At 36.8% G+C, this 21,625-nt stretch carries 15 protein-coding genes; 11 read left to right on the top strand and 4 right to left on the bottom strand.

The genetic code is table 11. The annotated features are described in order from the left end of the window. Nucleotides 1-25: 25 nt before the first annotated feature. On the bottom strand, nucleotides 26-1,618 hold the full coding sequence (locus tag FVQ77_10620; GenBank protein MBW8050766.1) for a T9SS type A sorting domain-containing protein: 1,593 nt from the start codon (nucleotides 1,616-1,618) through the stop codon (nucleotides 26-28). Between the two features lie 515 nt (nucleotides 1,619-2,133). On the opposite strand from FVQ77_10620, the gene FVQ77_10625 reads away from it, so the two are divergent. The 9 genes from FVQ77_10625 (at nucleotide 2,134) to FVQ77_10665 (ending at nucleotide 12,084) form a co-directional block, all read left to right on the top strand. Beyond that, a complete protein-coding gene (locus tag FVQ77_10625) occupies nucleotides 2,134-3,684 on the top strand; it encodes an SAM-dependent DNA methyltransferase (GenBank protein ID MBW8050767.1) in 1,551 nt (516 codons plus the stop codon). Further along, the gene (locus FVQ77_10630; GenBank protein MBW8050768.1) at nucleotides 3,677-4,570 is read left to right on the top strand and encodes an ORF6N domain-containing protein; all 894 of its coding nucleotides are present in this window, start codon (nucleotides 3,677-3,679) and stop codon (nucleotides 4,568-4,570) included. The genes FVQ77_10625 and FVQ77_10630 overlap by 8 nt, the downstream gene beginning before the upstream one ends. Then, a complete protein-coding gene (locus FVQ77_10635; GenBank protein MBW8050769.1) occupies nucleotides 4,563-4,751 on the top strand; it encodes a hypothetical protein in 189 nt (62 codons plus the stop codon). Before FVQ77_10630 ends, FVQ77_10635 begins: the two co-directional genes overlap by 8 nt. Before the next feature lie 165 nt (nucleotides 4,752-4,916). Next, nucleotides 4,917-7,802, top strand: coding sequence for a hypothetical protein (locus tag FVQ77_10640; GenBank protein MBW8050770.1), 2,886 nt, complete (start codon nucleotides 4,917-4,919; stop codon nucleotides 7,800-7,802). Between the two features lie 4 nt (nucleotides 7,803-7,806). Beyond that, nucleotides 7,807-9,762 (top strand): site-specific DNA-methyltransferase, encoded by a 1,956-nt coding sequence (locus FVQ77_10645; GenBank protein ID MBW8050771.1) that lies wholly within the window; start codon nucleotides 7,807-7,809, stop codon nucleotides 9,760-9,762. A 57-nt stretch (nucleotides 9,763-9,819) separates the two neighbouring features. Continuing rightward, nucleotides 9,820-10,164, top strand: a complete 345-nt coding sequence (locus FVQ77_10650; GenBank protein MBW8050772.1) for an AAA family ATPase — start codon at nucleotides 9,820-9,822, stop codon at nucleotides 10,162-10,164. Nucleotides 10,165-10,176: 12 nt separating this feature from the next. Next, nucleotides 10,177-10,512, top strand: coding sequence for a hypothetical protein (locus FVQ77_10655; protein MBW8050773.1), 336 nt, complete (start codon nucleotides 10,177-10,179; stop codon nucleotides 10,510-10,512). A 92-nt stretch (nucleotides 10,513-10,604) separates the two neighbouring features. Continuing rightward, nucleotides 10,605-11,222: a hypothetical protein gene (locus FVQ77_10660; protein ID MBW8050774.1), complete on the top strand. Its 618-nt coding sequence runs from the start codon at nucleotides 10,605-10,607 to the stop codon at nucleotides 11,220-11,222. Between the two features lie 409 nt (nucleotides 11,223-11,631). Beyond that, nucleotides 11,632-12,084: a type II toxin-antitoxin system VapC family toxin gene (locus tag FVQ77_10665; GenBank protein MBW8050775.1), complete on the top strand. Its 453-nt coding sequence runs from the start codon at nucleotides 11,632-11,634 to the stop codon at nucleotides 12,082-12,084. 320 nt (nucleotides 12,085-12,404) lie between these two features. Here FVQ77_10665 and FVQ77_10670 read toward each other — a convergent pair whose 3' ends face one another. From FVQ77_10670 to recQ, 3 genes are all read right to left on the bottom strand, one after another. Further along, entirely contained in the window at nucleotides 12,405-13,319 is a 915-nt protein-coding gene (locus FVQ77_10670; protein MBW8050776.1) for a hypothetical protein, read from the bottom strand. Nucleotides 13,320-13,371: 52 nt separating this feature from the next. Beyond that, nucleotides 13,372-17,499 (bottom strand): DUF4011 domain-containing protein, encoded by a 4,128-nt coding sequence (locus FVQ77_10675; protein ID MBW8050777.1) that lies wholly within the window; start codon nucleotides 17,497-17,499, stop codon nucleotides 13,372-13,374. 145 nt (nucleotides 17,500-17,644) lie between these two features. After that, complete coding sequence (recQ, locus tag FVQ77_10680) at nucleotides 17,645-19,831, bottom strand: DNA helicase RecQ (GenBank protein ID MBW8050778.1); 2,187 nt, start codon at nucleotides 19,829-19,831, stop codon at nucleotides 17,645-17,647. Between the two features lie 353 nt (nucleotides 19,832-20,184). Between recQ and FVQ77_10685 the strand changes: the two genes are divergently transcribed. Next, nucleotides 20,185-21,153, top strand: a complete 969-nt coding sequence (locus FVQ77_10685) for a KpsF/GutQ family sugar-phosphate isomerase (GenBank protein MBW8050779.1) — start codon at nucleotides 20,185-20,187, stop codon at nucleotides 21,151-21,153. A gap of 26 nt (nucleotides 21,154-21,179) precedes the next feature. Beyond that, on the top strand, nucleotides 21,180-21,625 hold a 446-nt coding region (locus tag FVQ77_10690; GenBank protein ID MBW8050780.1), incomplete at its 3' end, for an NTP transferase domain-containing protein.

A 21,625-nucleotide genomic window follows, 5' to 3' on the forward strand; every position in this document is an offset into this window, starting at 1 on the left:
TCTGTCAATCGTTTCTTTGTCCATTTTATTGAATAATAACTTTCCCCGTTGCTAATATACGTCTTTTATCCATTAATTTGTAAAAATACAACCCGTCCGCCAAATTACCTCTATGAATTTTCACTTTATTCCCACTTACTTTTACTTGTTTCATTTTTCGTCCTGTTAAATCATACAACACAAAACTCAAATCTTTGAATTGCATCTTTGAGGGATACTGAATAAAGATGGTTGTAAATGTGTTAAAGGGATTTGGGAAAATCGTAAATCCTAAATCATAAGTCGTAAATCCTGAATTGCCCACTACACAGCTAATTTCATTAGATACATTATTAATCCTTTCTGCAATAAATGGTTTAAGCCCTGCAAGCTGTTTGTTGAGTCCAATGGATACTGCAAAATTGATATTATTTTCAAAATCCTGGTTGGTGTACAACTTATTGGTATCGGCATAGACAAGTGGTTTGATCCGGTTGTACAAACTATCAATAAGGTTGTATAAATATTGGGTAGTGAAGTCACCTTGCAGGTAACTACATATAGTATTTAAGTATTTTTCAGTGTAATAGCTATTTTGAAGCAAGCTATCAGTAAGCGGAACATTGTCAGTAAGCGGGAACGGAGGAGGGTCGGGCAAATAATAGACAGAGAGATTTTGCTTTTGGGCTACTGACATATTCCACCACCCCCCGCCAAATGCCGAATTTACATCCCAGGCAATCCAGTAGAATTTGTTGTCAAACGGGTTATCATAGAGATAGTAATTATTTGCTGCATATTCATAGACATCAAAATTGACAAAAAGATTATTAGCAGCCCATAAGCCGATATAGTGATCTGTGGCCAATACGGTTTCTAACAGATCCTGAAACTGCGCGTCAGGCGTGTTGTTGATAACATCACACAAATGAACCAGGTCAGACCAGTCGTTAATAGTCTCATTAGTCTTTAAATCAAAATTATCATAATAACCGGACTGGTTGCTGCCCTCCCATGCCAGGCTGGCGTTACCGTATGTTGCTTTAAAAAGATTACCCGTATTATCACCGAATTTTGTATTCAGGAAGGTGGGATCCACTTGCTCTACAAGTGTGTAAAAACCCCAGTAAGCGCCATTAATATATAATTCTGTGTATGTGCATCTGGGAGCAAACATACCCTGCCTGTTGAGAAAATCCAGAAAGATCTTTTCACGCATGAGTGTAGGGTCATTGTAGCCATTATGCAGGTTGATTTTTCTTAGCCCGTCAAAATTCTGACCCGGTATATACTGGTTGAAATCAATTTTAAAAGATACTTTCTTGCCGCCATTATTTACAACCTGGTAATAAGAAGAAAGCCCTTTGAGGCGTATCCCAACATAATTTAATTGCAACGCATCTAATTTTACATCAGCATTGAGATACTGTATATTACCACCAGTCAGATAATTTTCGTGATAGATCTTTAGCGAATCCCACCAGTTAAGCTGGAGAAAAGTGATCTCTATTTTGTGGATGCTATCAGACGGGAAAAGATAATCACCGGGGATTTGTGCAAGTATCTCAACTTGAAAGTTGAAATATAAAATAGCAGGTGCAATTAATATAAGGGATCTTTGAGTTACCTTTTTAAACATAAGAAATTTATGCCACAAAAACAGTCGACAGTCGGCAGTCCACAGTCGGTCCCGAGTACTCGGGATGGACTGCCGACTGTCGACTGTTTTGTGTGATTTTGTTTTTTTTGTTTCAAATGTACCTTAATTTCGCAACAAAAATATAAAAAAGGATATAAATACTACGTTACTACAAGACCTGCGATCATATTCTAAAATTATTTTTCTATATTTACAATTAATTACGCAAAGCCCTTGAAAAACTATTGACATTATGTACACCTTTAAAATCGAACAAAGTAATTATATCCACCTCTTTTTTGGGGGATATGTTTACCTTTTTTCGGAAAAGGTGAAGATATAACATAGTTGTGCGGCATACTAAAAAAGAGCCCAACGCACAAATAGCACATTTGGTTTTTGCCGACACACAAGCAAACCCTGAAAAAACCAAAAGAGCTATTTTTTAGCCAACGCTCGGTAGAAATGACAGAAGAAAAAGTAACTTTGAAAACGAATAAAGGAATCTAAAATATATGGCAAAAAAGAACGGAAACGGAACAGACGAACCATTAGAAAAACAGCTTTGGAAATCGGCTGACAAACTGAGAAAAAATATTGATGCAGCGGAATACAAACACGTTGTCCTTGGGCTAATATTTCTTAAATACATCTCTGACGCTTTTGAAGAATTGTACGACAAATTAAAAGAAGGAGAAGGCGAATACGCAGAAGCCGACCCTGAAGATAAAGACGAGTACAAAGCCGAAAATGTTTTCTTTGTACCAACTGATGCTCGTTGGGATTATCTTTTATCCAAAGCCAAACAACCGACTATTGGAAAAACGGTTGATGATGCAATGGACGCTATCGAAAAAGAAAACACATCTTTGAAAGGAGTATTGCCAAAGGTATATGCACGACAAAATCTTGACCCAACCAGTTTGGGCGAACTTATTGACCTTGTTGGGAATATTGCCCTTGGTGATGCTAAATCAAGAAGTGCCGATGTGCTTGGTCACGTTTTTGAATATTTTTTGGGAGAATTTGCATTGGCTGAAGGAAAACAAGGAGGGCAATTTTATACCCCTAGAAGTATTGTAGAATTATTGGTTGAAATGCTTGAACCATATAAAGGACGAGTATTTGACCCTTGCTGTGGTAGCGGTGGAATGTTCGTGCAATCGGAAAAATTTGTAGATAAACACAAAGGGAAAATAAACGACATTCCCATTTACGGACAAGAGAGCAATCAAACAACGTGGCGACTGGCAAAAATGAACCTTGCCATTAGAAGATTAGACAGCTCACAAGTAAAGTGGAACAACGAAGGCTCGTTTTTGAATAATGCTCATAAAGATTTAAAATCTGCTTACATCATTGCCAACCCACCGTTTAATGTAAGCGATTGGAGTGGTGATTTACTGCGTAAAGATGGGCGTTGGCAATATGGAACGCCACCCACAGGAAATGCAAACTATGCGTGGATACAGCATTTTATATATCACCTTGCACCAAGTGGGCAAGCGGGTTTTGTTTTGGCAAAAGGTTCGTTGACTTCCAAAACTTCTGGAGAAGGTGAGATAAGAAAAAACCTGATTGAAGCGGGTTTGGTTGATTGTATCGTAAACCTGCCTGCCAAACTGTTTTTAAATACTCAAATTCCTGCTTCCTTATGGTTTATGAGCCGTAACCGTACAAACGGAAAATACAGAGACCGAAGCAAAGAGATACTTTTTATTGATGCCCGCCACTTAGGACATTTAATAAACAGACGAACACTCGTACTTTCAGATGAAGATATACAAAATGTTGCCAACACCTACCACAACTGGAGAAATCCTGACGGTAATTATGAAGATATAAAAGGTTTTTGCAGTGCTGCAAGTATTGAAAGAGTTAAAGAACTCGATTATGTTTTAACGCCCGGTAGATATGTTGGCTTGGCTGATGAAGAAGACGATTTTGATTTTAACGAACGCTTTACAAGTTTAAAAGCAGAGTTTGAAGAACAGTTGAAAGAAGAAGCTATTTTGAATAAACGTATTTCTGAAAACCTTGCTAAAATTGAGTTAAAGGATGAATAAAAAAAACCAAATAGTGCCATTGGAAAATATTCAAAACCTAATATTCACTATTCGTGACATTCAGGTGATGATAGATAGAGACCTAGCTGATATGTACAGCGTAGAAACGAAAGTTTTAAATCAAGCTGTAAAAAGAAATTTAAATCGTTTTCCTGAATTATTTAGATTTCAATTAACCGAAAAAGAAAAAATAGAACTGGTCACAAATTGTGACCGGTTCAAAAAACTTAAACATTCTTCTGTTAATCCATATGCTTTTACTGAACAAGGCGTATCGATGCTGTCAGCAGTTTTATATAGTGATACTGCTGTAAATATTTCCATTCAAATTATTCAGGCATTTGTTGAAATGAAAAAATTTATCTCCACAAATGCAAGTATTTTTCAACGACTTGATAAAGTTGAACTAAAACAAATTAAAACCGACCAAAAATTTGAAGAAATCTTTAAAGCCCTTGAAGATAAAAGTATAAAACCCAAACAAGGTATTTTTTATGACGGACAAATATTTGACGCTTATGTTTTTGTTTCCGATTTAATTAAATCTGCCCAAAAATCTATTTTGCTTATTGATAATTATGTAGATGAAACTGTTTTGCAACTCTTTACCAAACGAAATAAAAATGTATCTGTAAGTATTTACACAAAAAATATTACTGAAACTTTAAAACAAGATTTAGCAAAACACAATAGCCAATACCCGAAAATTGAAATAAAAGAATTCGCAAAATCTCACGACCGTTTTCTTATTATAGATGATAAGGAATTATACCATTTTGGAGCAAGCCTAAAAGATTTGGGCAAAAAATGGTTTGCTTTTTCTAAAATGGATGCCGATGCCTTTAATCTGATTGCTAACTTGAAAAAGGTAAATATCGATGAGTAAAGTAGTAGAGAGAAAATTGAGAGATATAGGCTGTGATTTTATTTCTGGGTATGGCTTTAAAAGTTCAGATTATACAGACAATGGCATCCCTTTAATTAAAATTGAAAAGAGTTTGCCCGCCAACGCTCAAAAGAAAATGAGTAACGATTTGACACTTTCGTTTCAACAGAAAATTTCATAGCCCATTGACACAGAAAAAGAATCAAATAACTATAAAATCATAACCGAATAATGATTAGTTTTGCGGTCGATGATTAAAAATTCCTTTATAGGTAAATATAAAATTGTAAAAGGTTGAGATTTGTGAAGGGGTCTGTATTATTCAGACCTTTTTTTCATAAATAATATGATTCAAAACATCATACATCATAAAAAAAATGAGTGGCTCGCTTCCAAAGATTGCACCATTCATTCATTGATAGAATACATAAGAGAAAAGGGAGAACTGCGCAACACACAAATTGACGCAATTGAAACTTATCTTTTCCTTAAAACCGCTGGTGAAAACAAACCCCTTTGGCAATTATTTTCCGAAGGGTTTTTTATCCATCAAACACCCGATCTATCAAAAGCCAATATCAACCAACAGGCAAGAAATATTTTGGAAAAGAATGTTTCTGCAATGGCATTGTATGATTATTCAAGACAAAATATAAATGGCAAAACCTTATTACCAGAACTGGAAAAACTCATCATATCTCAACCGGATAAATTAGACTATGAAGCAATTATTAAATCCATTTTCTATAAGGTAAACTACCCAGATTACTTATTTAGCTTGCCAATGGGTGCAGGGAAAACATTCCTGATGGCTGCCTTTATTTATCTTGACCTCTATTTTGCTCAAAACGAAACTGAAAACAAATCTTTTGCCCATAATTTCCTTGTACTTGTTCCTTCCGGCTTGAAATCATCCATTATTCCCAGCTTAAAGACCATTGAAAACTTTGACCCTACATGGCTTTTACCCGAACCGGCTGCAAGCAACATCAAAAAAATATTACGCTTTGAAGTGCTTGACCAGCCAAAAACCGGAAAAAAGAGCAATAAAGCCCGAAACCCTAATGCGAAAAAAGTAAATGATTACATCAAAGAGCAGGACTTAACCGGATTGATACTTGTAGTCAATGCCGAAAAAGTCATCCTCAACCGGCTTGAACTGACCGAACAATACAAGCTCATTGAAAGAACCGAAGATGAAGAAGATAGATTTGCAAATGAACTCCGAAACCTTGTAGGGAAAATTCCAAATCTTGAAATCCTTATTGACGAAGTACATCACGCTGCAACAGATGATGTAAAGCTCCGGCAGGTCGTAAACAAATGGAACAACAAGGGTAACATAACCACCGTTCTTGGTTTTTCAGGAACGCCATACCTGTCAAAAGCAGACAAAATACCCTTAACTGAAAATATTAACATCAAATTCTCTCAAATCACCAACACAATTTATTACTACCCCCTTATTTCAGGAATTAAATCCTTTCTGAAAAAACCAACAGTAAGAATGGCTGAAAATCTTAATCCGCTTGAAATCATTGAGAAAGGGCTTACTGAATTTTATGAGCTTTACAAAAACAAGATTTATTACAATGACTGCATTCCCAAAATCGCTATTTACTGTGGAAAGATTGAACGGCTCGAAACTGAAATTTACCCCTTCGTTGCTCAAATAGCCAAAAAATTCGGAGACAGCGAAATCAATATCCTGAAATACCATAAAGGAAACAAGGACTTCAAACTTCCCAAAGAAAACGAACTGGAATACAATTCCCTTGACCTACCCATTTCCAAAAAACGCATCATATTACTGGTACAGGTTGGCAAAGAAGGTTGGGACTGCCGAAGTTTAACAAGCATCATATTGGCTCAAAAAGGCGACAGCCCCAAAAACATGGTACTCCAAACCTCATGCAGATGCCTTCGACAAGTGGAAAAAGATAAAGATGAAACCGCCCTCGTTTGGCTAAATGAATACAATGCCAAAACCCTGAATGCACAATTAAAGGAAGAACAGCATACCAGCATTGAAGAAATCAATCGCCTTGCTAAAGACCCGAAAGGAGAAACCGCAGAACGCCATCCACGAATTGAATACCTAAACCTGCCGGCAGTAGAATTGTACCAGCTAAAAATTGATTACCACACGCTGATTGTGGAAAAGAAAGCAAATACCGAACAGAAGCTAAACTTGCTTACAAAAAATATTGACGAGTACATGACTAGCGCAATTGTCCGTACTAAAAAGGACTTCAAAGAAGATAAAGGGACAGAAGTGTTAACCGAAACCGGTTACGAAATAGCCAATTACAACCTTTGGCTGGCTAACATAGCAAAACAAAGTTTCAACTACATTACAATAACTGAACTGAAATCTTTTGAAATGCATCTAAAAAAATTATTTCAGGAAATAACCTACACACCAAACGGACAAACTATTTTCAATGAACGGTATGATTTAGATACCATCCATTCAAAAATTCGGCTGGCATTCAACCCAAAACGTTCTCTGGAAATTAAAGAAGAAACCGTAAAGGAAAATGCAGAACTGCTATTAATTGACCAACTCAAACCTGCAAAGAAAAACAACAAGCTATACCCCAATGAAGAAGAAACAATCCAAATTCTGAAATATGACAAAACAGGCAAACCATTGGATGAAGCTGAAAAGGTGCTTCAGAAAGAATACGAGAAAATGAAAAAGAAATTGGAAGAACAAGGAATTGCAAATATGCTTCCCCCTGCTCCTTCACTTTCCCTTGCCGTTAAATCAAAAGACCGCACATTTCATTACCTGCCTTACAATTTTTGGCAAAGTAGATTTGAGAGAGATATGCTGAAAGAAGTGCTGAATTTGAAAGATTTTAAAGAACGTAACCTTGAAATCTATTACAACGGAGAAAGAGGGCTAACCGGCTTTGTCATTAACTGCTTTGCGAAAAATGGCAAGAACTGGAAACCAATTGGTCATTACACGCCCGACTTTTTGATTGTGAAACGGAAAGACGATGAACTCCGAAAAATCCTAATCATTGAAACCAAAGGAAGCGGATTTGCCGACCAAAAAGCATTTCTGTTGCGAAAGCAATATGTTTCATCCGACTTTTTAAAATTGAATAACGATAAATTCGGTTACAAACGTTTTGACTTTCTCTATTTGCAGGACAGCGATGGAGTAACTCCAAACCTGACAAAGCTGAAAGAAAAAATTATGAACTTTTTTAACGATTAAAACTATGCCTGTAAAATACATACCCTATTACCCCGACACCGTTGAAGGTCAAGCCATCCTCAACAACTTTGTGAGAACGCGCAGAGCATTGAAATACCGCGATAACGGAAAAGTGTACGAAAAAATTAAACGGGGTATGCCTTATTACGAAGTGGAAAAAGCCGAAAGCATTGGCAACAACCCCAACAACATGCTCATAAGAGGCGAATGTGTCTCCGCCTGTGCCTACCTCAAAGACAGGGGCATCAAGATTGACCTCGTTTACATTGACCCGCCCTTTGCTTCCGGTGCCGATTATGCCAAAAAGGTTTACATCCGTAGAAATCCTAAAGTAGCCGAAGCAATAAAAAAAGCAGAAGAAAAAATGGACATTGATGAACTACAGGCATTTGAAGAAAAAATGTATGGTGACATCTGGAATAAAGAGGCATATCTCAACTGGATGTACGAAAACTTATTGGCTATAAAAAATGTGATGAGTGTAACTGCAAGTATTTATGTGCATCTGGACTGGCATATCGGGCATTATGTTAAAATATTGATGGATGAAGTGTTTGGGGAGGATAATTTCATCAATGAAATTGTTTGGGTTTATCACGGTCCTGGTTCTCCAAATCAACAAGTTTTTACCCGAAAACATGATACAATTTTCTGGTATTCAATAAATGAAGAATATATATTCAATTCAGACGAAATAAGAATACCCTACCATAGTACCACGGCAAATAAATTTGAAAGTAAAGGAACAGGATTTGCTGGTGGTGCAGGTTTTAAAGATGGTGGAAAAATACCCGAAGATTGGTGGAATTTCCCTGTAGTTTCTCGTATTAGGACAGAAATTACTGGATATAATACCCAAAAACCCGAAAAATTATTAGACCGCATCATCAAAGCCAGCAGCAACGAATTTCGGGATGAACGCACAAAAGAACGAATGATAGTAGCTGACTTTTTTGGAGGAAGCGGAGTAGCGGCAAAAGTGGCGAATGACCAAAAAAGGAACTTCATCCACGTTGACGTAGGCATCAACAGCATCCAAACCACAAGAGACCGCCTCATTGAAGCCAAAGCAGAGTTTGACATACTGGAAATCAAGGACGGAGTAAACCTGTTCCGCAATCCCACCCAAACCATGGACAAGCTGGCAAAACTAATACCCGGCTTGCAGAAAAATAATAACAAAAATAGCAATGGTATCTCAAAATTCTGGTTCGGTTACATATCCGACAGCAAACTCGGCACCGTTCCGGTTTACGTTCCCGATTTAACCGACCACACCCAAAAAGTGCTGGACATTCCTATTGCCAATCAACTCGTTAATCTTGAACTCCCTGAATTGGTGAATGTAAAAAAGGCAGTGGTCTATTACATTGACATTGATAAACCGAAAGAAATTGAAAAATTTATCCAAACAAACAACATGACGGAAGTCAAAGTAGAATTGCGAGACCTAAAACAATTACTGGATGAAACCGTTGTGGATGATGTTGCTGAATACAAGCTAACAGAAAAAGACGGAACATACACTATTGAGTATACGAAATTCATCAGCGACCGCCTTCGCCAGAAAATTGACGAATACAACCAAAAAGGAATGTTGCAACCATTGACACGAGGTGATGAAAATGAAGAAGAAGAAAAGCCAGCCAAGAAAAAGAAGAAATTCACCCCCATTGAAATCAGCAAGGAAGGACTGGAACTCATTGAACTAATCAGTTTGGACTGTAAAAACAAAGACGGTAATGTTTGGCACAGCGACCACGAAATTAAAATTGACAAGCTCGGCTACGTAATTGAGGACGGCAAAAAGACCAAAAACTTCTGGGATGCTAAAATCACCTGCAACAAAAAACCCTTGCGAATAAAAGTGCGGAACATTGCAGGGGATGAAATAATAATTTCTCTGACCGAAGAAAAGCAAGAAAGAAAATTGGAAACTGAAAACAAAGGGGCAGTTTAGATTTGTTTTATTGAGCAGGGGAAACAGGAAAAGATAGATTTTAAAAAAGAAAAACAAATGTTCATTAAGAGTTTATATATAGAAAACTTTAGATGTTTTAAAGAAGTCGAACTCGATTTTGAAACATTAACTATTCTGGTTGGTGAAAATGGTACGGGAAAAACATCGGTTTTGGAAGCTATAAATTATGCCCTTACACCCGGATTTTTATCAAACAGGATTAGCGAGGAGGATTTTTGCAATACAAGTGATGGTGAAATAAAGATTGAGGTAGTATTCAACGAAAGTTTTAAAACAAAGCTGCCTGATGGATTTAGCACAAAGGAAATACCTTGTGATAGGGTATTATTGCAAGTTAAGAGAAGGGAAAAAGCTGCACCGAATAAAGCGTTATCTATCTAAAAATCAATAAAAATGAAAAACTTTAAAATATCAATAATTAGCTTGATACTATTAGTAGGTGCAACTTTTTTTCTTGCCTTTAGTTCAGTACAAGATTCAAAAGACAAAAGTCTTGCAAGAGTCCAAAAAATGTCAGGGAAATATGTATTTATTAATGCTGAACCTGTACAAGAATACGATGTAACCTTTGAACTTAAAATAGTTGCAATGGGTTTTGATAGTCCTGATGATATGTCAAGTAAAGTAATGAAGAAAGCACTCAAAATTGCAGAAAAGAAAAATATAGATTTTGATGGAGTTGTACTCGGTTCAGGCAAGATTGATGTGGCTATTAAGTTTAAAGATTAGAAAATAATCCTTTGATAATATTAAAAGCCCTTTCGTTTGAGAGGGCTTTTTGTATATTTGCACAAGGCATTTGTTAGCGATAATTAAAAAAAATGGAAGGTTTAAAGAAATATATATTCTGTATAGTAATCGGAATTTCAGTTGTTGTTTTTGTTGTATGGCTTTCTTTTTATTTCTGCAAGTTTCACGGAGAACTGTCACCAAAACAATCAGACTGGGGTGACTTTTCTAACTATGTGTCTGCTGTTACTGGATTGATTAGCTTATTTATTTTGTCCTTTCTCACTTACCTAATTCATAAAGAATCAGCGGCATTAAAAATAAAATTGGAAAGACCTGTTCTAACGTTCTCCTTTGATGGAAAAACCGGACATTACTATTGCACCAACATTGGAAAGGGTTCGGCTATGAACGTAATAATTATACATAAACTGAAAGAAGGACAAAATCACTATGATTTGGCTGTTCAGTGTTTTTCTATACCAATGAATAAAAAAGTAGATATTACATGGATAAAGGGAACATTTGAATTCATTACCCTATACGATGACATATCAAAATTGCAGCATATGGGAAAATTCGTACACGGTAGATTGGAAGAGTTGAGGTTTGATGCAACATTTGACAAAGAATGGAAGGTTGATAAAGTGTTAGGACAGAAAGTTTCAGAAACTATTCCTCTGTATGATGCGATTAATAGAACAGCATAACTACCGCTAACAGGCTTGCAAAGAAAAGCCACCGCAGCAGCCGCATACATTTGCAATTTTCGCTTATCCTACCCCACAAGCCCTAAAATTGCAAAAGAATGCGGCTGCCCTACCAAAAAAAGAAAAAAGACCCCCTAAAAAAACAAAACATTTTTGGTCTGTAGCATTAAAATACCGTCATTACGTTGGACAGAAATTTGCCCTACTGTTTATAACATGCGCTAAATTCAATGCGGGTGAAGTGGTAGTTTGAAAGGTCTGTGCTTTCTTCTATCTTTGTTGTCGTGGGACAAGTACGATACTTTTAACCCGCACTGAATTTAGCGCTGTCCGTTATCGGTAAGCGTAAAAGTGACATCCAAATTTCAATTGTCACGACTTTTTTGTAACTTTGGAACGACAAATAATTATGAAACAACGAATTTACATTGACACTTCAGTAATTGGCGGTTGTTTTGACATTGAATTTAAAGAGTGGTCGAACAAATTATTTGACGACTTTCGGGACGGAAAAAAAAATGCTGTAATTTCCGACATCACACTTGACGAACTTTCTTTTTCAAGACCAGAAGTTCGCAATCATCTTGACACTATCCCGAACGATTACAAAGAATATGTTTTGAATGACGAACAAACTGAAGAACTTGCGGACAAATACATCAAAGAAAAAGTGGTGACACAAAAATCTCACGAAGACGCTTTGCATATTGCTATTGCGACAGTGAATAAGGTTGATGTTTTGGTAAGTTGGAACTTTAAACATATTGTGAACCTTGACCGTATCAGAAAATACAACGCTGTAAATTTGATGAACGGTTATCCGATGCTTGAAATTCGTAACCCAAGAGAAATCTTAAAATAGACAGACAATGGAAAAAAAATTTGATGCAGTGAAGGAAATGCGTTCCATTAGGGAAAAACTGCAAAAAGAATATGAGAAAAACCCTGCGTTGAGACACAAACGCTTGGTACAAATCCGTAAGAAATATCGGCTGACAAAGCGAACGAAAGAGAACGCCTAACCGATAACACGGGGCTTGGCGTAAGCGGGGTTGACGAGCAATTTGAAAGTGTGTGCCTCGCATTTAGTTCGGTAGCGTGGAACAAGTTAGTAGCCCGTAATCCCCGCCTACGCAAGCCCCGAAACCGTCAGACTGTCTAAAAACTATCATAAAAACTAAATTATTTCCTCCCATATTTTCTTTCCGCCAAAAACAACCTCCCTCTTTCATTACTAAACACAAAATCAGTATCATTAATAAAAACCAATCCCTCAGCTTGCCCGCCTTTAGGTATTTTGAAGCAATAATGTTTACAATCAAAAACAGATTTTTCATTTTCCACATCAAACAGATAAATTTTACCATATCCTAAAAGTGCAACTAATTTCCCATCAGGGCTGATGTCTGCCGCGGTGATCATTGTATTGATGTGTATGCTGTCTATCAGCTCAGCGATATAAAACCCCGGCTTATCAGGCAACACATACATTTTTACATATTTGTTTCCCCTGTTTTTGGTAAACAAAAAAAGCTTTTGCCGGTGCCAGAAAAAAGCTTCACAATCATAATTTCGGAATTTTTTTTGAGGAGGAAATGTTTTCTGGTCTGCATAATAGAAACTAATGGTATCTACTTTTAAATTACTGAGTTGTTGGCCGGGTTGGATCTCTTTAAACTTATAAATTCGCAGGTTTTTTCTTTGATTATTGTTGTTTCCAAAATCCCCAATGTAAATATACCCGTTATCATCCTTAGCCAGGTCTTCCCAATCTATGTTTGTAGTGTTGGGTATGGCAATTACCTCTTGTGTTTTTCCCTTCATATCAATTTTTAACAACACATTTTTGCCACCTCCATCATTATGCGTCCATAGAGAAGCCCCCCCCACCCCCCCCGGAGGAGGGGCTTTTCCATTGCTTTTGTCAGCTAATTCCAATCCGGATGGCTCATCGCCTTTTTTCAAAAAAACAGCAATTTTCTTAATTTTGTACAGGTCGTTGTCAATAATAAAACCGGCTTTTCTTTTGTCTTCATGGCAGCCACAAAAAAGGCTTTTAAAACTGATGTAGAGGATAAAAAGTTTTATTTTTAGCATAATCCAATTCGATGGTAACTCAATGGTAATTTACAACTGAATTACAATTGAGTTACAACCGAAATAGCATATTTGCTACTTCTTTCTGGTTTTTCCAAAACTCCCTGCTGTAAACCCGTACGTATTTCCAGTTTTTATTTATCATATTCATTGGCACATAAGCGTGGGCATCTTTTACCGAGACGCTTTGGTGGTAGAGCGTATCATCGGTCAGTATCAGGGCTTTATAATCTTTTTTATCCTTGATGGTAATGTCTGCAAAAGGTAATTCTTCTATAAATTGGTGATTCTTTGCCTCTTCTTTAGTTTTTTGTTCCCTATACCTTGCCTCTTGTCCCGCGTCCTTATTTATATTAATCAGCTTATTTTTAAGAAACCACGAAGTGTTAAAATCATCTTTTCTTACAGGTGTGGGCTTATATTTGCCATCTGAAACATCACGGGCGTATTGGAGGTAAGCTTTTAACAGTTTAGGCCCCTGGTGTTTTGAATCTTCTACTTTTAGCTGCTGGGGTAAAATACTGCTAACAATAATAACCCTTTCCTTTGCTCTTGTAACGGCTACGTTCAGCCTGTTTTCACCTTTCGGTGCATTAAGGCTGCCAAAATGCATGATCAATCTTCCTTTTGGGTCAGGGGCATAGCCAATTGAGAAAATGATGATATCCTTTTCATCACCTTGTACATTTTCAATATTTTTAACAAGCAATGATTTTGGTATTACAAAATTCTTTTCAACAGACGCTTCTTCAAGCAAGTCTAAAATAAGATGCTGCTGCTTGAAATTAAAGGTAATGATACCTATTTCGGATTTGGGATTTGGGATTTGGGATTTGGGATTTAGATTTTTGGATTCCTTCAACAATTGTTCAACCAATTCAACAACTTTCTTTGCTTCTTCAACATTGGTATTATCCTGCCAGGTACCATCAACCTTTAAATAGTTAATGGCCGGCTGATGTTTGTTAATTAAATTAAAATCAGGCAACAACTGGAGCCGCTGTTCATAAAAGTGTTTGTTAGAAAAATCTATCAGGTCTAATGATTTGCTTCTATAATGACTCAATAGCTTAAAGTTTGGTAAACTAATAGCCCCCAGGTCTAATAAAGAATCAATTTCCAGTTCAGGCATATCTTCGTCCTCTTCCTCTTCCCACCTTACCTGGTACAGGTCACTAGGTGAAAGCTGCATTTCATCACCGGCTATTACCACCTGTCTGCCTCTATACATAGCAGGGATGCCTTTCTCCGCAAAGCATTGTGAAGCTTCATCAAAAATTACAAGGTCAAACAGTTCCATCATTGGAAAGATGGCAGAAACTGCCTCGGGAGAGGCCATCCAGCAAGGTATCAGGTTAAAAAGTTCTACTGAGAAATTTGAGATCAGTTTTCTGATCGGCCAGATCTTTCTTTTTTTGGTCACCTGATGTTTCAGGTCGCGGTAGGTAACCATATTATTGAGCCGGTTATACTGCAGGTCATAATATACTTTTTCACGGGCCTTTAACAGCACTATTTCGTTATTACAAACTTCAAATTTTTCCTTAATACAGCTTTGCAGCTCTTTTTCTAATTGTGCGATTTTCTGTGAAGATACTGCACGGAGTATGGGATACTTTAGTTCAATCGGCTCGATCCAGGCTAAGCTCAGAGAGTTATAAAAAAGCTTCAATACTGTATCTTCGTTCACTTTATCGGCTTTGTTAAGGAGCTTATTTACAACAGAACGTTCATAGGGTTTAAATGAATCTTTAATTTTATCATACTCCGTTAAAGAATCGAAATCATTTTTGATGGCGCTTGCTACAGATTCTAAATATTTTTTATCAGTCAAGACCCGGTTGATCTGGTTGGTAGTTAAATAGCGCTGCCATTCTCCTAATTTTTCAGGTACAGTTGCAATTTCTTTATACAACTGCTCAATTTGTTTTTTAAACTCTCTATAAGAAAGGTCTTTGAAATTGATATGATCTTTAAAGCTTCTTAATGATGAGAAAAGCTCCTTTGCCTGAAGTCCTTTCTTTAGTTGGTCAATCCACCCGGAAATTTCATCATAGCTACAGGATTCCGGAATATCATTAATCCAGGGTGTTTCTAACAATGTGGTGATATTATGCTCTAAGTTCATCCGGTTGTCAAGGCGTGCTTCAAGAATTTTCAGGTCTTTTCTTGTTACCCTTAATCCATTGGCAACCAATACTCTTGTGATCAATATTTTATCCTTGGAAAACAATTTCCATTTCAGCCATTTCCTCAAACTTTTTCTTGCCTGCGAGATTTTTTGTACAGTTTTCTGAAACTTACCTAAATTTTTAGTTGGGACACTGATTTCTATACCTTCTTTAGAATAACAACCCAGCATTAAACCGGCTTGCTGATCAAACCATTGTTGGTTGGTAGGTTGGTCTAATAAATAAACAAATCTATCATAGAGCTTATCTGTCTGGAGGATATTAAATAATTGCGGGAACACTTCTTTTCTTGAAATCACCCATTGGCATTCTTCAAGCATAAGTTTATTACCGATGATAGACGTGGTTTTCTCAAATATTTTTTGCTGGTATTGAGGAATTACTTTTAGTAACTGAAGAATTTCTTGCAGGTCAGAGACGGAATGATCTTTAAAGGATATTCGCTCTTTCAGGGGATAACCTTCCTCTTCAAAGCGTTCTGCATAGGCAACATAATTCCTTAGTTTTTGTACGAAACCCGTTATTTCCCTGAAATTGAAGTTTTTATATTCTTCTTTGAGATTTACAGATGGTTCTTCCATGGAGCTGTTGAGGTATAATTCCTTGATAGAAATACCACATTCACTTTCGTCAAACAGGGCATGCTTGAATTCTTCCAGTTCTTCTGTGATCTGGTCAATTCTACGGCTGGTATGTAAAAATTCCCGTTCAAGAAGAATGGCGTCTAAGCTGTTGTTGATATTACGGTATTCATCTAATTTATCAATTTGCGTATTGATCTTTTCATAGATGCGTTTGCGGTCATTTTTGAAATCATGAACTAATGCTATAAAATTCTCAAAACCCTTGGTTTTCATCCTTCGAAAAGCAACATCAAGGGCAGCCCGTTTCTGGCATACTAATAATACATTTTTCCCCTTTGCAATATAATCACAGATTAGGTTGCAGATTAATTGAGATTTGCCGGTTCCGGGAGGTCCGTGTACAACAATGGAGTTTCCGTGTTTGACAGCTTTCAAAGCATTCTCCTGGGACGCATCCATTTCAAAAGCAGTGACGGTCTTTTCTTCTTTTACTTTTGAAAGATAGTGTTGGGCGCTGGGTACTGGGGGCTGGTCTTTATTTGTATCATTAGCCCCGCCAATGGCGGGATTTGCATTATACATATTAGCATCATCGGGGAGGAGTTTTGATAAGAAGAACTCTTCAATATCCTTGAAATCATTATTTTCTATCAGCTCTGCATAATCAGGCATAAGATACGAGCCAGCAAGAGGGAAAATACCCAGTATAGCTTCAGGGAATAATTTTATCTGACCGGCTTGATGTTTTTTTTCAAATTCATCTTTTCTGAAATTTTTGAAAGGTTCAATTTTATCAATAAAAAGATCCTGGTTGAAATTGATTTCAAAAGGCTTCAGCAATTCATAAAGCAGGGTACGAAATATACGGCTATCCACACTGAAATCTTCAAATGTGTGATCAATGAATTCTTCCCGGAGTGCAACCTTGTTAAAGTGGGAAAAAGCGAGCAAAAAACTTTTATTAAACGAGATAGTAAGCTCTTTATGGTTATTTAGCTCCCATTGGTTTTTTTTATTTATGCTTAATTCAACAGGGAAAAACAGCAGCGGGCATCTCACCAAGGTTCCATCTAAAAATCTGCCTTTTGCAAACGGCCATCCTACATATAGATCCCTGGCTCCTCTTTCTTCATAAATAAATTTATCCCTGCGCTGTATTGTTTTTAGTCGTTTGCTTAATTCATTGATTTGCTTGTCGCGGCTATCAAGCCAACGACACAATGGAATACTTTTTTTGCGGGCAATCAACTGCGAGATTATATCAAAGGTACCTCCCGTGAGTTCCTGGTCAAATTCAGTCAGGTCTATATCTTGTATTACAGATAATCTTAACAGGAGCAACGACCGGTTCCTGCCGCTAAGGTTTGTGAGGCGTCTTGCGTATGCTTGTAGTAGTTTTTGCATAGGCGCATGGCCCCGCCAACTGGCGGGGCAAAGAGCAATGCGCATAGCGCATAGAGCATGGCGCATGGCGTTCAACGCCTTTGCCCTATGCACTTCGCTATCCGCCATGCGCTATGCGCTATGCTCTTTGCGCCATGCGCATTAATCAGTTTCCCATCTCAGAGATAAATTTTATTCTCATAAGACGTAGTTCTTCTTCGGTCAATGTTTCATCGTCAAGCTCTTCAATGGCTGTGGGAATATCATCGGTTTCGGAAGACCTAAAGTAATCATATATTTCTTCCTGTTTTTCATGGTCTAATATCTGATCTACGTAGTAACTAATATTTAATTTGGTTCCGGAGAAACAGATCTGTTCTATATTTTGAGTAAGTTCAGCCATTGTCATTTTATTTGTTTTAATAATTTCATCAAGGCTTATTTTCTTATCTATCTGCTGAATGATAAATATTTTATTTTTTGATTTTTTAGCAGCAGACTTTACCACTACATCAGAGGCAGTGACAATCTCATTTTCTTTTACATAACGGATAATTAGCTTAATAAAAGGCTCGCCAAATTTTACTACTTTTCCTCTTCCTACCCCTGTGACCTGGCTAAGCTCCTCTACATTAACAGGATACGTTGTAGCCATTTCTTCTAATGATGGGTCCTGGAAAACCACATAAGGAGGAACATTTCTTTCTTTTGCGATTTTCTTTCTTAATCCCCTGAGCATTTCATATAGCGTTTTATCATAGGCTTTGGAAACCAATGTGGCTCGCCCAAATTCTTCATCCTGTTGGTCAATCCCTGAAAAGTCATGATCTTTTGTAAAAGTGATCGAATATGGTTTTTTAAGAAATTTAGTAGCCTCTGGGGTAATCTTAATAACACCAAAATTGTTAATATCTTTTCGTAAATATCCTCTTATCATGATCTGCCGGAGAACTGATCCCCATAATTCTTTATTTTCATCTTTTCCTTTAGCAAATACCTCAATCTTATTATGGCTGTAACTTTTCACATACTGGCTTTCCTTGCCTATCAAAACATCAATAATATGATCCATTTTAAACCGTTGTTCGGTCTGAATAACAGCTTTCAAAACTAAAGTCGCATGACGTTTTCCCTCAAATTTTTCTTTAGGATGCCTGCAATTATCACAAAAGTCGCAATTGTTTTCATATTTCTCCCCAAAATAATGGAGCAATTGCTTTCTTCTGCACATGGCTGATTCTGCAAAAGCAGTTATTTCATCAATTAAATATTTGGCGTTTTCTTTTTCAGTAATAGGTTTGTCTTTATTATACTTTTCAAGTCTTAATATATCATTATAACTGTAAAACATCAGGCAGTTCCCTTCCATGCCATCTCTGCCTGCTCTGCCGGTTTCCTGGTAGTAGCCTTCCAGTGATTTAGGTGCATTATAATGAACTATGAATCTGACATCGGGCTTATCAATGCCCATCCCAAAAGCAATGGTAGCCACGATAACCTCCATATCATCATTGAGGAATGCATCCTGGTTTTTTACACGTTCTCTGGCTTCCATTCCTGCATGGTATGGGCGGGCTTTTATGTCATTGACACTCAGGAGTTCGGCTATTTCTTCTGTCTTTTTGCGGCTTGAGCAGTATACTATACCTGATTTTCCTTGATGCTCTTTTATATATTTTATTAATTGTTTTTTAGCATTGATTTTAGGTCTTACCTCATAGTACAGATTTTCCCTGTTAAATGATGACTGAAAAATGGTGGCATGTTCGATACAGAGGTTTTTTACAATATCCTGCTGTACCTTTGGAGTGGCAGTGGCAGTGAGCGCCATCACTGGCAGGTTGCCTCCTAAAAGATCTAATATATACCTGATCCTTCTATATTCTGGTCTGAAATCATGGCCCCACTCAGAAATACAATGGGCTTCATCAACAGCAACAAAGTTGATTTTAGCATTTTTTAGAAATTCAATATTATCCTCTTTTGTTAAGGATTCAGGGGCAACGTAAAGTAATTTGACTTTTCCATCGATGGTATCATTTTTTACTTTATTAATTTCTTTTTTTGATAAAGTTGAGTTCAAAACCCGGGCATTTATATTGAATGCTCTGAGTTGATCAACCTGGTTTTTCATAAGTGCGATAAGGGGGGATATCACAATTGCAGTACCTTCAATTAACAAAGAAGGCAATTGATAGCAAAGTGATTTTCCTGAGCCTGTCGGCATTATCACAAATGTGTCTTTGCTATTAAGCACATTTTTAATTATTTCTTCCTGCCCGGTCTTGAAATAATGGTAGCCAAATATTTCCTTTAAGCTGTTTTTTAATTCCGGTAGTTTTACTATTGACATAAGAGATTAGAAATTTTAAATGCCTAATTTGGTTATTTGTTATTAAAAAGGATATAAAAGTATAAAAAAATAACAATAAAACAATTTTTTTTACATTAATTTTATCTACATTTGTTCAACATTCGAGGTTGAGTAAAAAATTGACCCGATGCCAATATACGAATAATAAAATGCTAATATACGAATGAATACTAATGATACTAATAAAGAAATCTATATTAAGAAGCAGAGTAAAAATATTCGTATCATTAGTCCCGCATATTTGCGGGATTAGCATTATACCCTATTCGTATCATTAATATCAATTCGTATATTAGCATTGGAGTATTAGTATCAGTAAAGCTAAAAAAAAATTGAAGGTAATAAAAAATATCAGATTAATTGCAAGAAAAGTTTTAATAAATGAAGCCGAGTCGATAAAAAAAATGGCTGATCGCCTGGAAGAGGGTTTTGAATCGTGCATTAATATTATTTTATCTTGTAAGGGCAGAGTAGTGATTACGGGTATAGGTAAAAGTGCGATCATAGCAAACAAGATCGTAGCCACACTGAATTCAACAGGTACCCCTGCATTATTTATGCATGCTGCTGACGCCATTCATGGCGACCTGGGGATGATACAACCTGAAGATATTGTCATTTGCATTTCAAAAAGTGGTAATACTCCAGAGGTAAAAGTATTGGTTCCATTATTAAAAAGAAAAGGCTCCAAATTAATAGCCTTGGTAGGCAATACTTCTTCATACCTGGCAAAGCAGGCAGATTATGTACTAAATGCTTCTATTGAAACGGAAGCTTGTCCGCATAATCTGGCACCTACTACCAGCACCACGGTTGCAATGGCATTAGGAGACGCGCTGGCAGTGTGCCTGCTTGAATCAAGAAATTTTGACAGTGAAGACTTTGCACGACTTCATCCGGGAGGTACCTTAGGCAAGAGATTATTTTTGGGAGTGTCAGACATCTATCCAAATAATGAACTCCCAAAAGTTAAAAAAGATACCCACATACATGAAATAATTATTGAGATCACTTCAAAACGATTAGGTGTCACCTCGGTTGTAAATGATAAAAATGAATTGCTCGGGATAATCACTGACGGAGACCTGAGAAGAATGCTTAATAAATATGATGATATCAGTAAAATAAAAGCCAAAGATATAATGACCAAATCCCCTAAAACCATTGAGCATGATGCTTACGCAGTAAAGGCAACCAATATAATGCAGCAAAATAATATAACACAGATTGTAGTAATAAAAAACGGGAAGGTAGAGGGGTTTGTGCATTTGCATGATCTGCTGAAAGAAGGGTTGGTTTAAGATATAAATGTTAAGTGAGAAAATAAATGAAACACAACTATGTAGTAATAATGGCAGGCGGTGTAGGAACCAGATTTTGGCCTTTGAGCAGGTCTGTATTGCCGAAACAATTTCAGGATTTTTTACGAACAGGTAAAACGTTGTTACAACAAACAGCTGATAGATTTAATAAAATCTGCCCGAAAGAAAATTTATACATTGTAACAAATCAAAGCTATCTGGGATTGGTTAAAGATCAATTGCCCTGGCTCAGGGATGATCAAATCTTGTTAGAGCCTGTTGGAAGAAATACTGCCCCCTGCATTGCCTATGCCTGTTATAAAATATCAACGATTGATGAGCAAGCCAACCTGGTGGTATCTCCAGCAGATCATGTGATACTAAATGAAAAAAAGTTTACCAGTACCATTCAATCAGCTTTAGGACAAACTAAAGACAAAGATATATTGGTTACTATTGGGATCAAACCTGA

This window comes from Cytophagales bacterium (assembly GCA_019456305.1).
Lineage (GTDB): Bacteria > Bacteroidota > Bacteroidia > Cytophagales > VRUD01 > VRUD01.

What these genes read in the sequence shown, in the direction of transcription:
- FVQ77_10620 (MBW8050766.1), bottom strand. Translation starts at nt 1,618, where the DNA reads ATGTTTAAAAAGGTAACTCAAAGATCCCTTATATTAATTGCACCTGCT.
- FVQ77_10625 (MBW8050767.1), top strand. Translation starts at nt 2,134, where the DNA reads ATGGCAAAAAAGAACGGAAACGGAACAGACGAACCATTAGAAAAACAG.
- FVQ77_10630 (MBW8050768.1), top strand. Translation starts at nt 3,677, where the DNA reads ATGAATAAAAAAAACCAAATAGTGCCATTGGAAAATATTCAAAACCTA.
- FVQ77_10635 (MBW8050769.1), top strand. Translation starts at nt 4,563, where the DNA reads ATGAGTAAAGTAGTAGAGAGAAAATTGAGAGATATAGGCTGTGATTTT.
- FVQ77_10640 (MBW8050770.1), top strand. Translation starts at nt 4,917, where the DNA reads ATGATTCAAAACATCATACATCATAAAAAAAATGAGTGGCTCGCTTCC.
- FVQ77_10645 (MBW8050771.1), top strand. Translation starts at nt 7,807, where the DNA reads ATGCCTGTAAAATACATACCCTATTACCCCGACACCGTTGAAGGTCAA.
- FVQ77_10650 (MBW8050772.1), top strand. Translation starts at nt 9,820, where the DNA reads ATGTTCATTAAGAGTTTATATATAGAAAACTTTAGATGTTTTAAAGAA.
- FVQ77_10655 (MBW8050773.1), top strand. Translation starts at nt 10,177, where the DNA reads ATGAAAAACTTTAAAATATCAATAATTAGCTTGATACTATTAGTAGGT.
- FVQ77_10660 (MBW8050774.1), top strand. Translation starts at nt 10,605, where the DNA reads ATGGAAGGTTTAAAGAAATATATATTCTGTATAGTAATCGGAATTTCA.
- FVQ77_10665 (MBW8050775.1), top strand. Translation starts at nt 11,632, where the DNA reads ATGAAACAACGAATTTACATTGACACTTCAGTAATTGGCGGTTGTTTT.
- FVQ77_10670 (MBW8050776.1), bottom strand. Translation starts at nt 13,319, where the DNA reads ATGCTAAAAATAAAACTTTTTATCCTCTACATCAGTTTTAAAAGCCTT.
- FVQ77_10675 (MBW8050777.1), bottom strand. Translation starts at nt 17,499, where the DNA reads ATGCAAAAACTACTACAAGCATACGCAAGACGCCTCACAAACCTTAGC.
- recQ (MBW8050778.1), bottom strand. Translation starts at nt 19,831, where the DNA reads ATGTCAATAGTAAAACTACCGGAATTAAAAAACAGCTTAAAGGAAATA.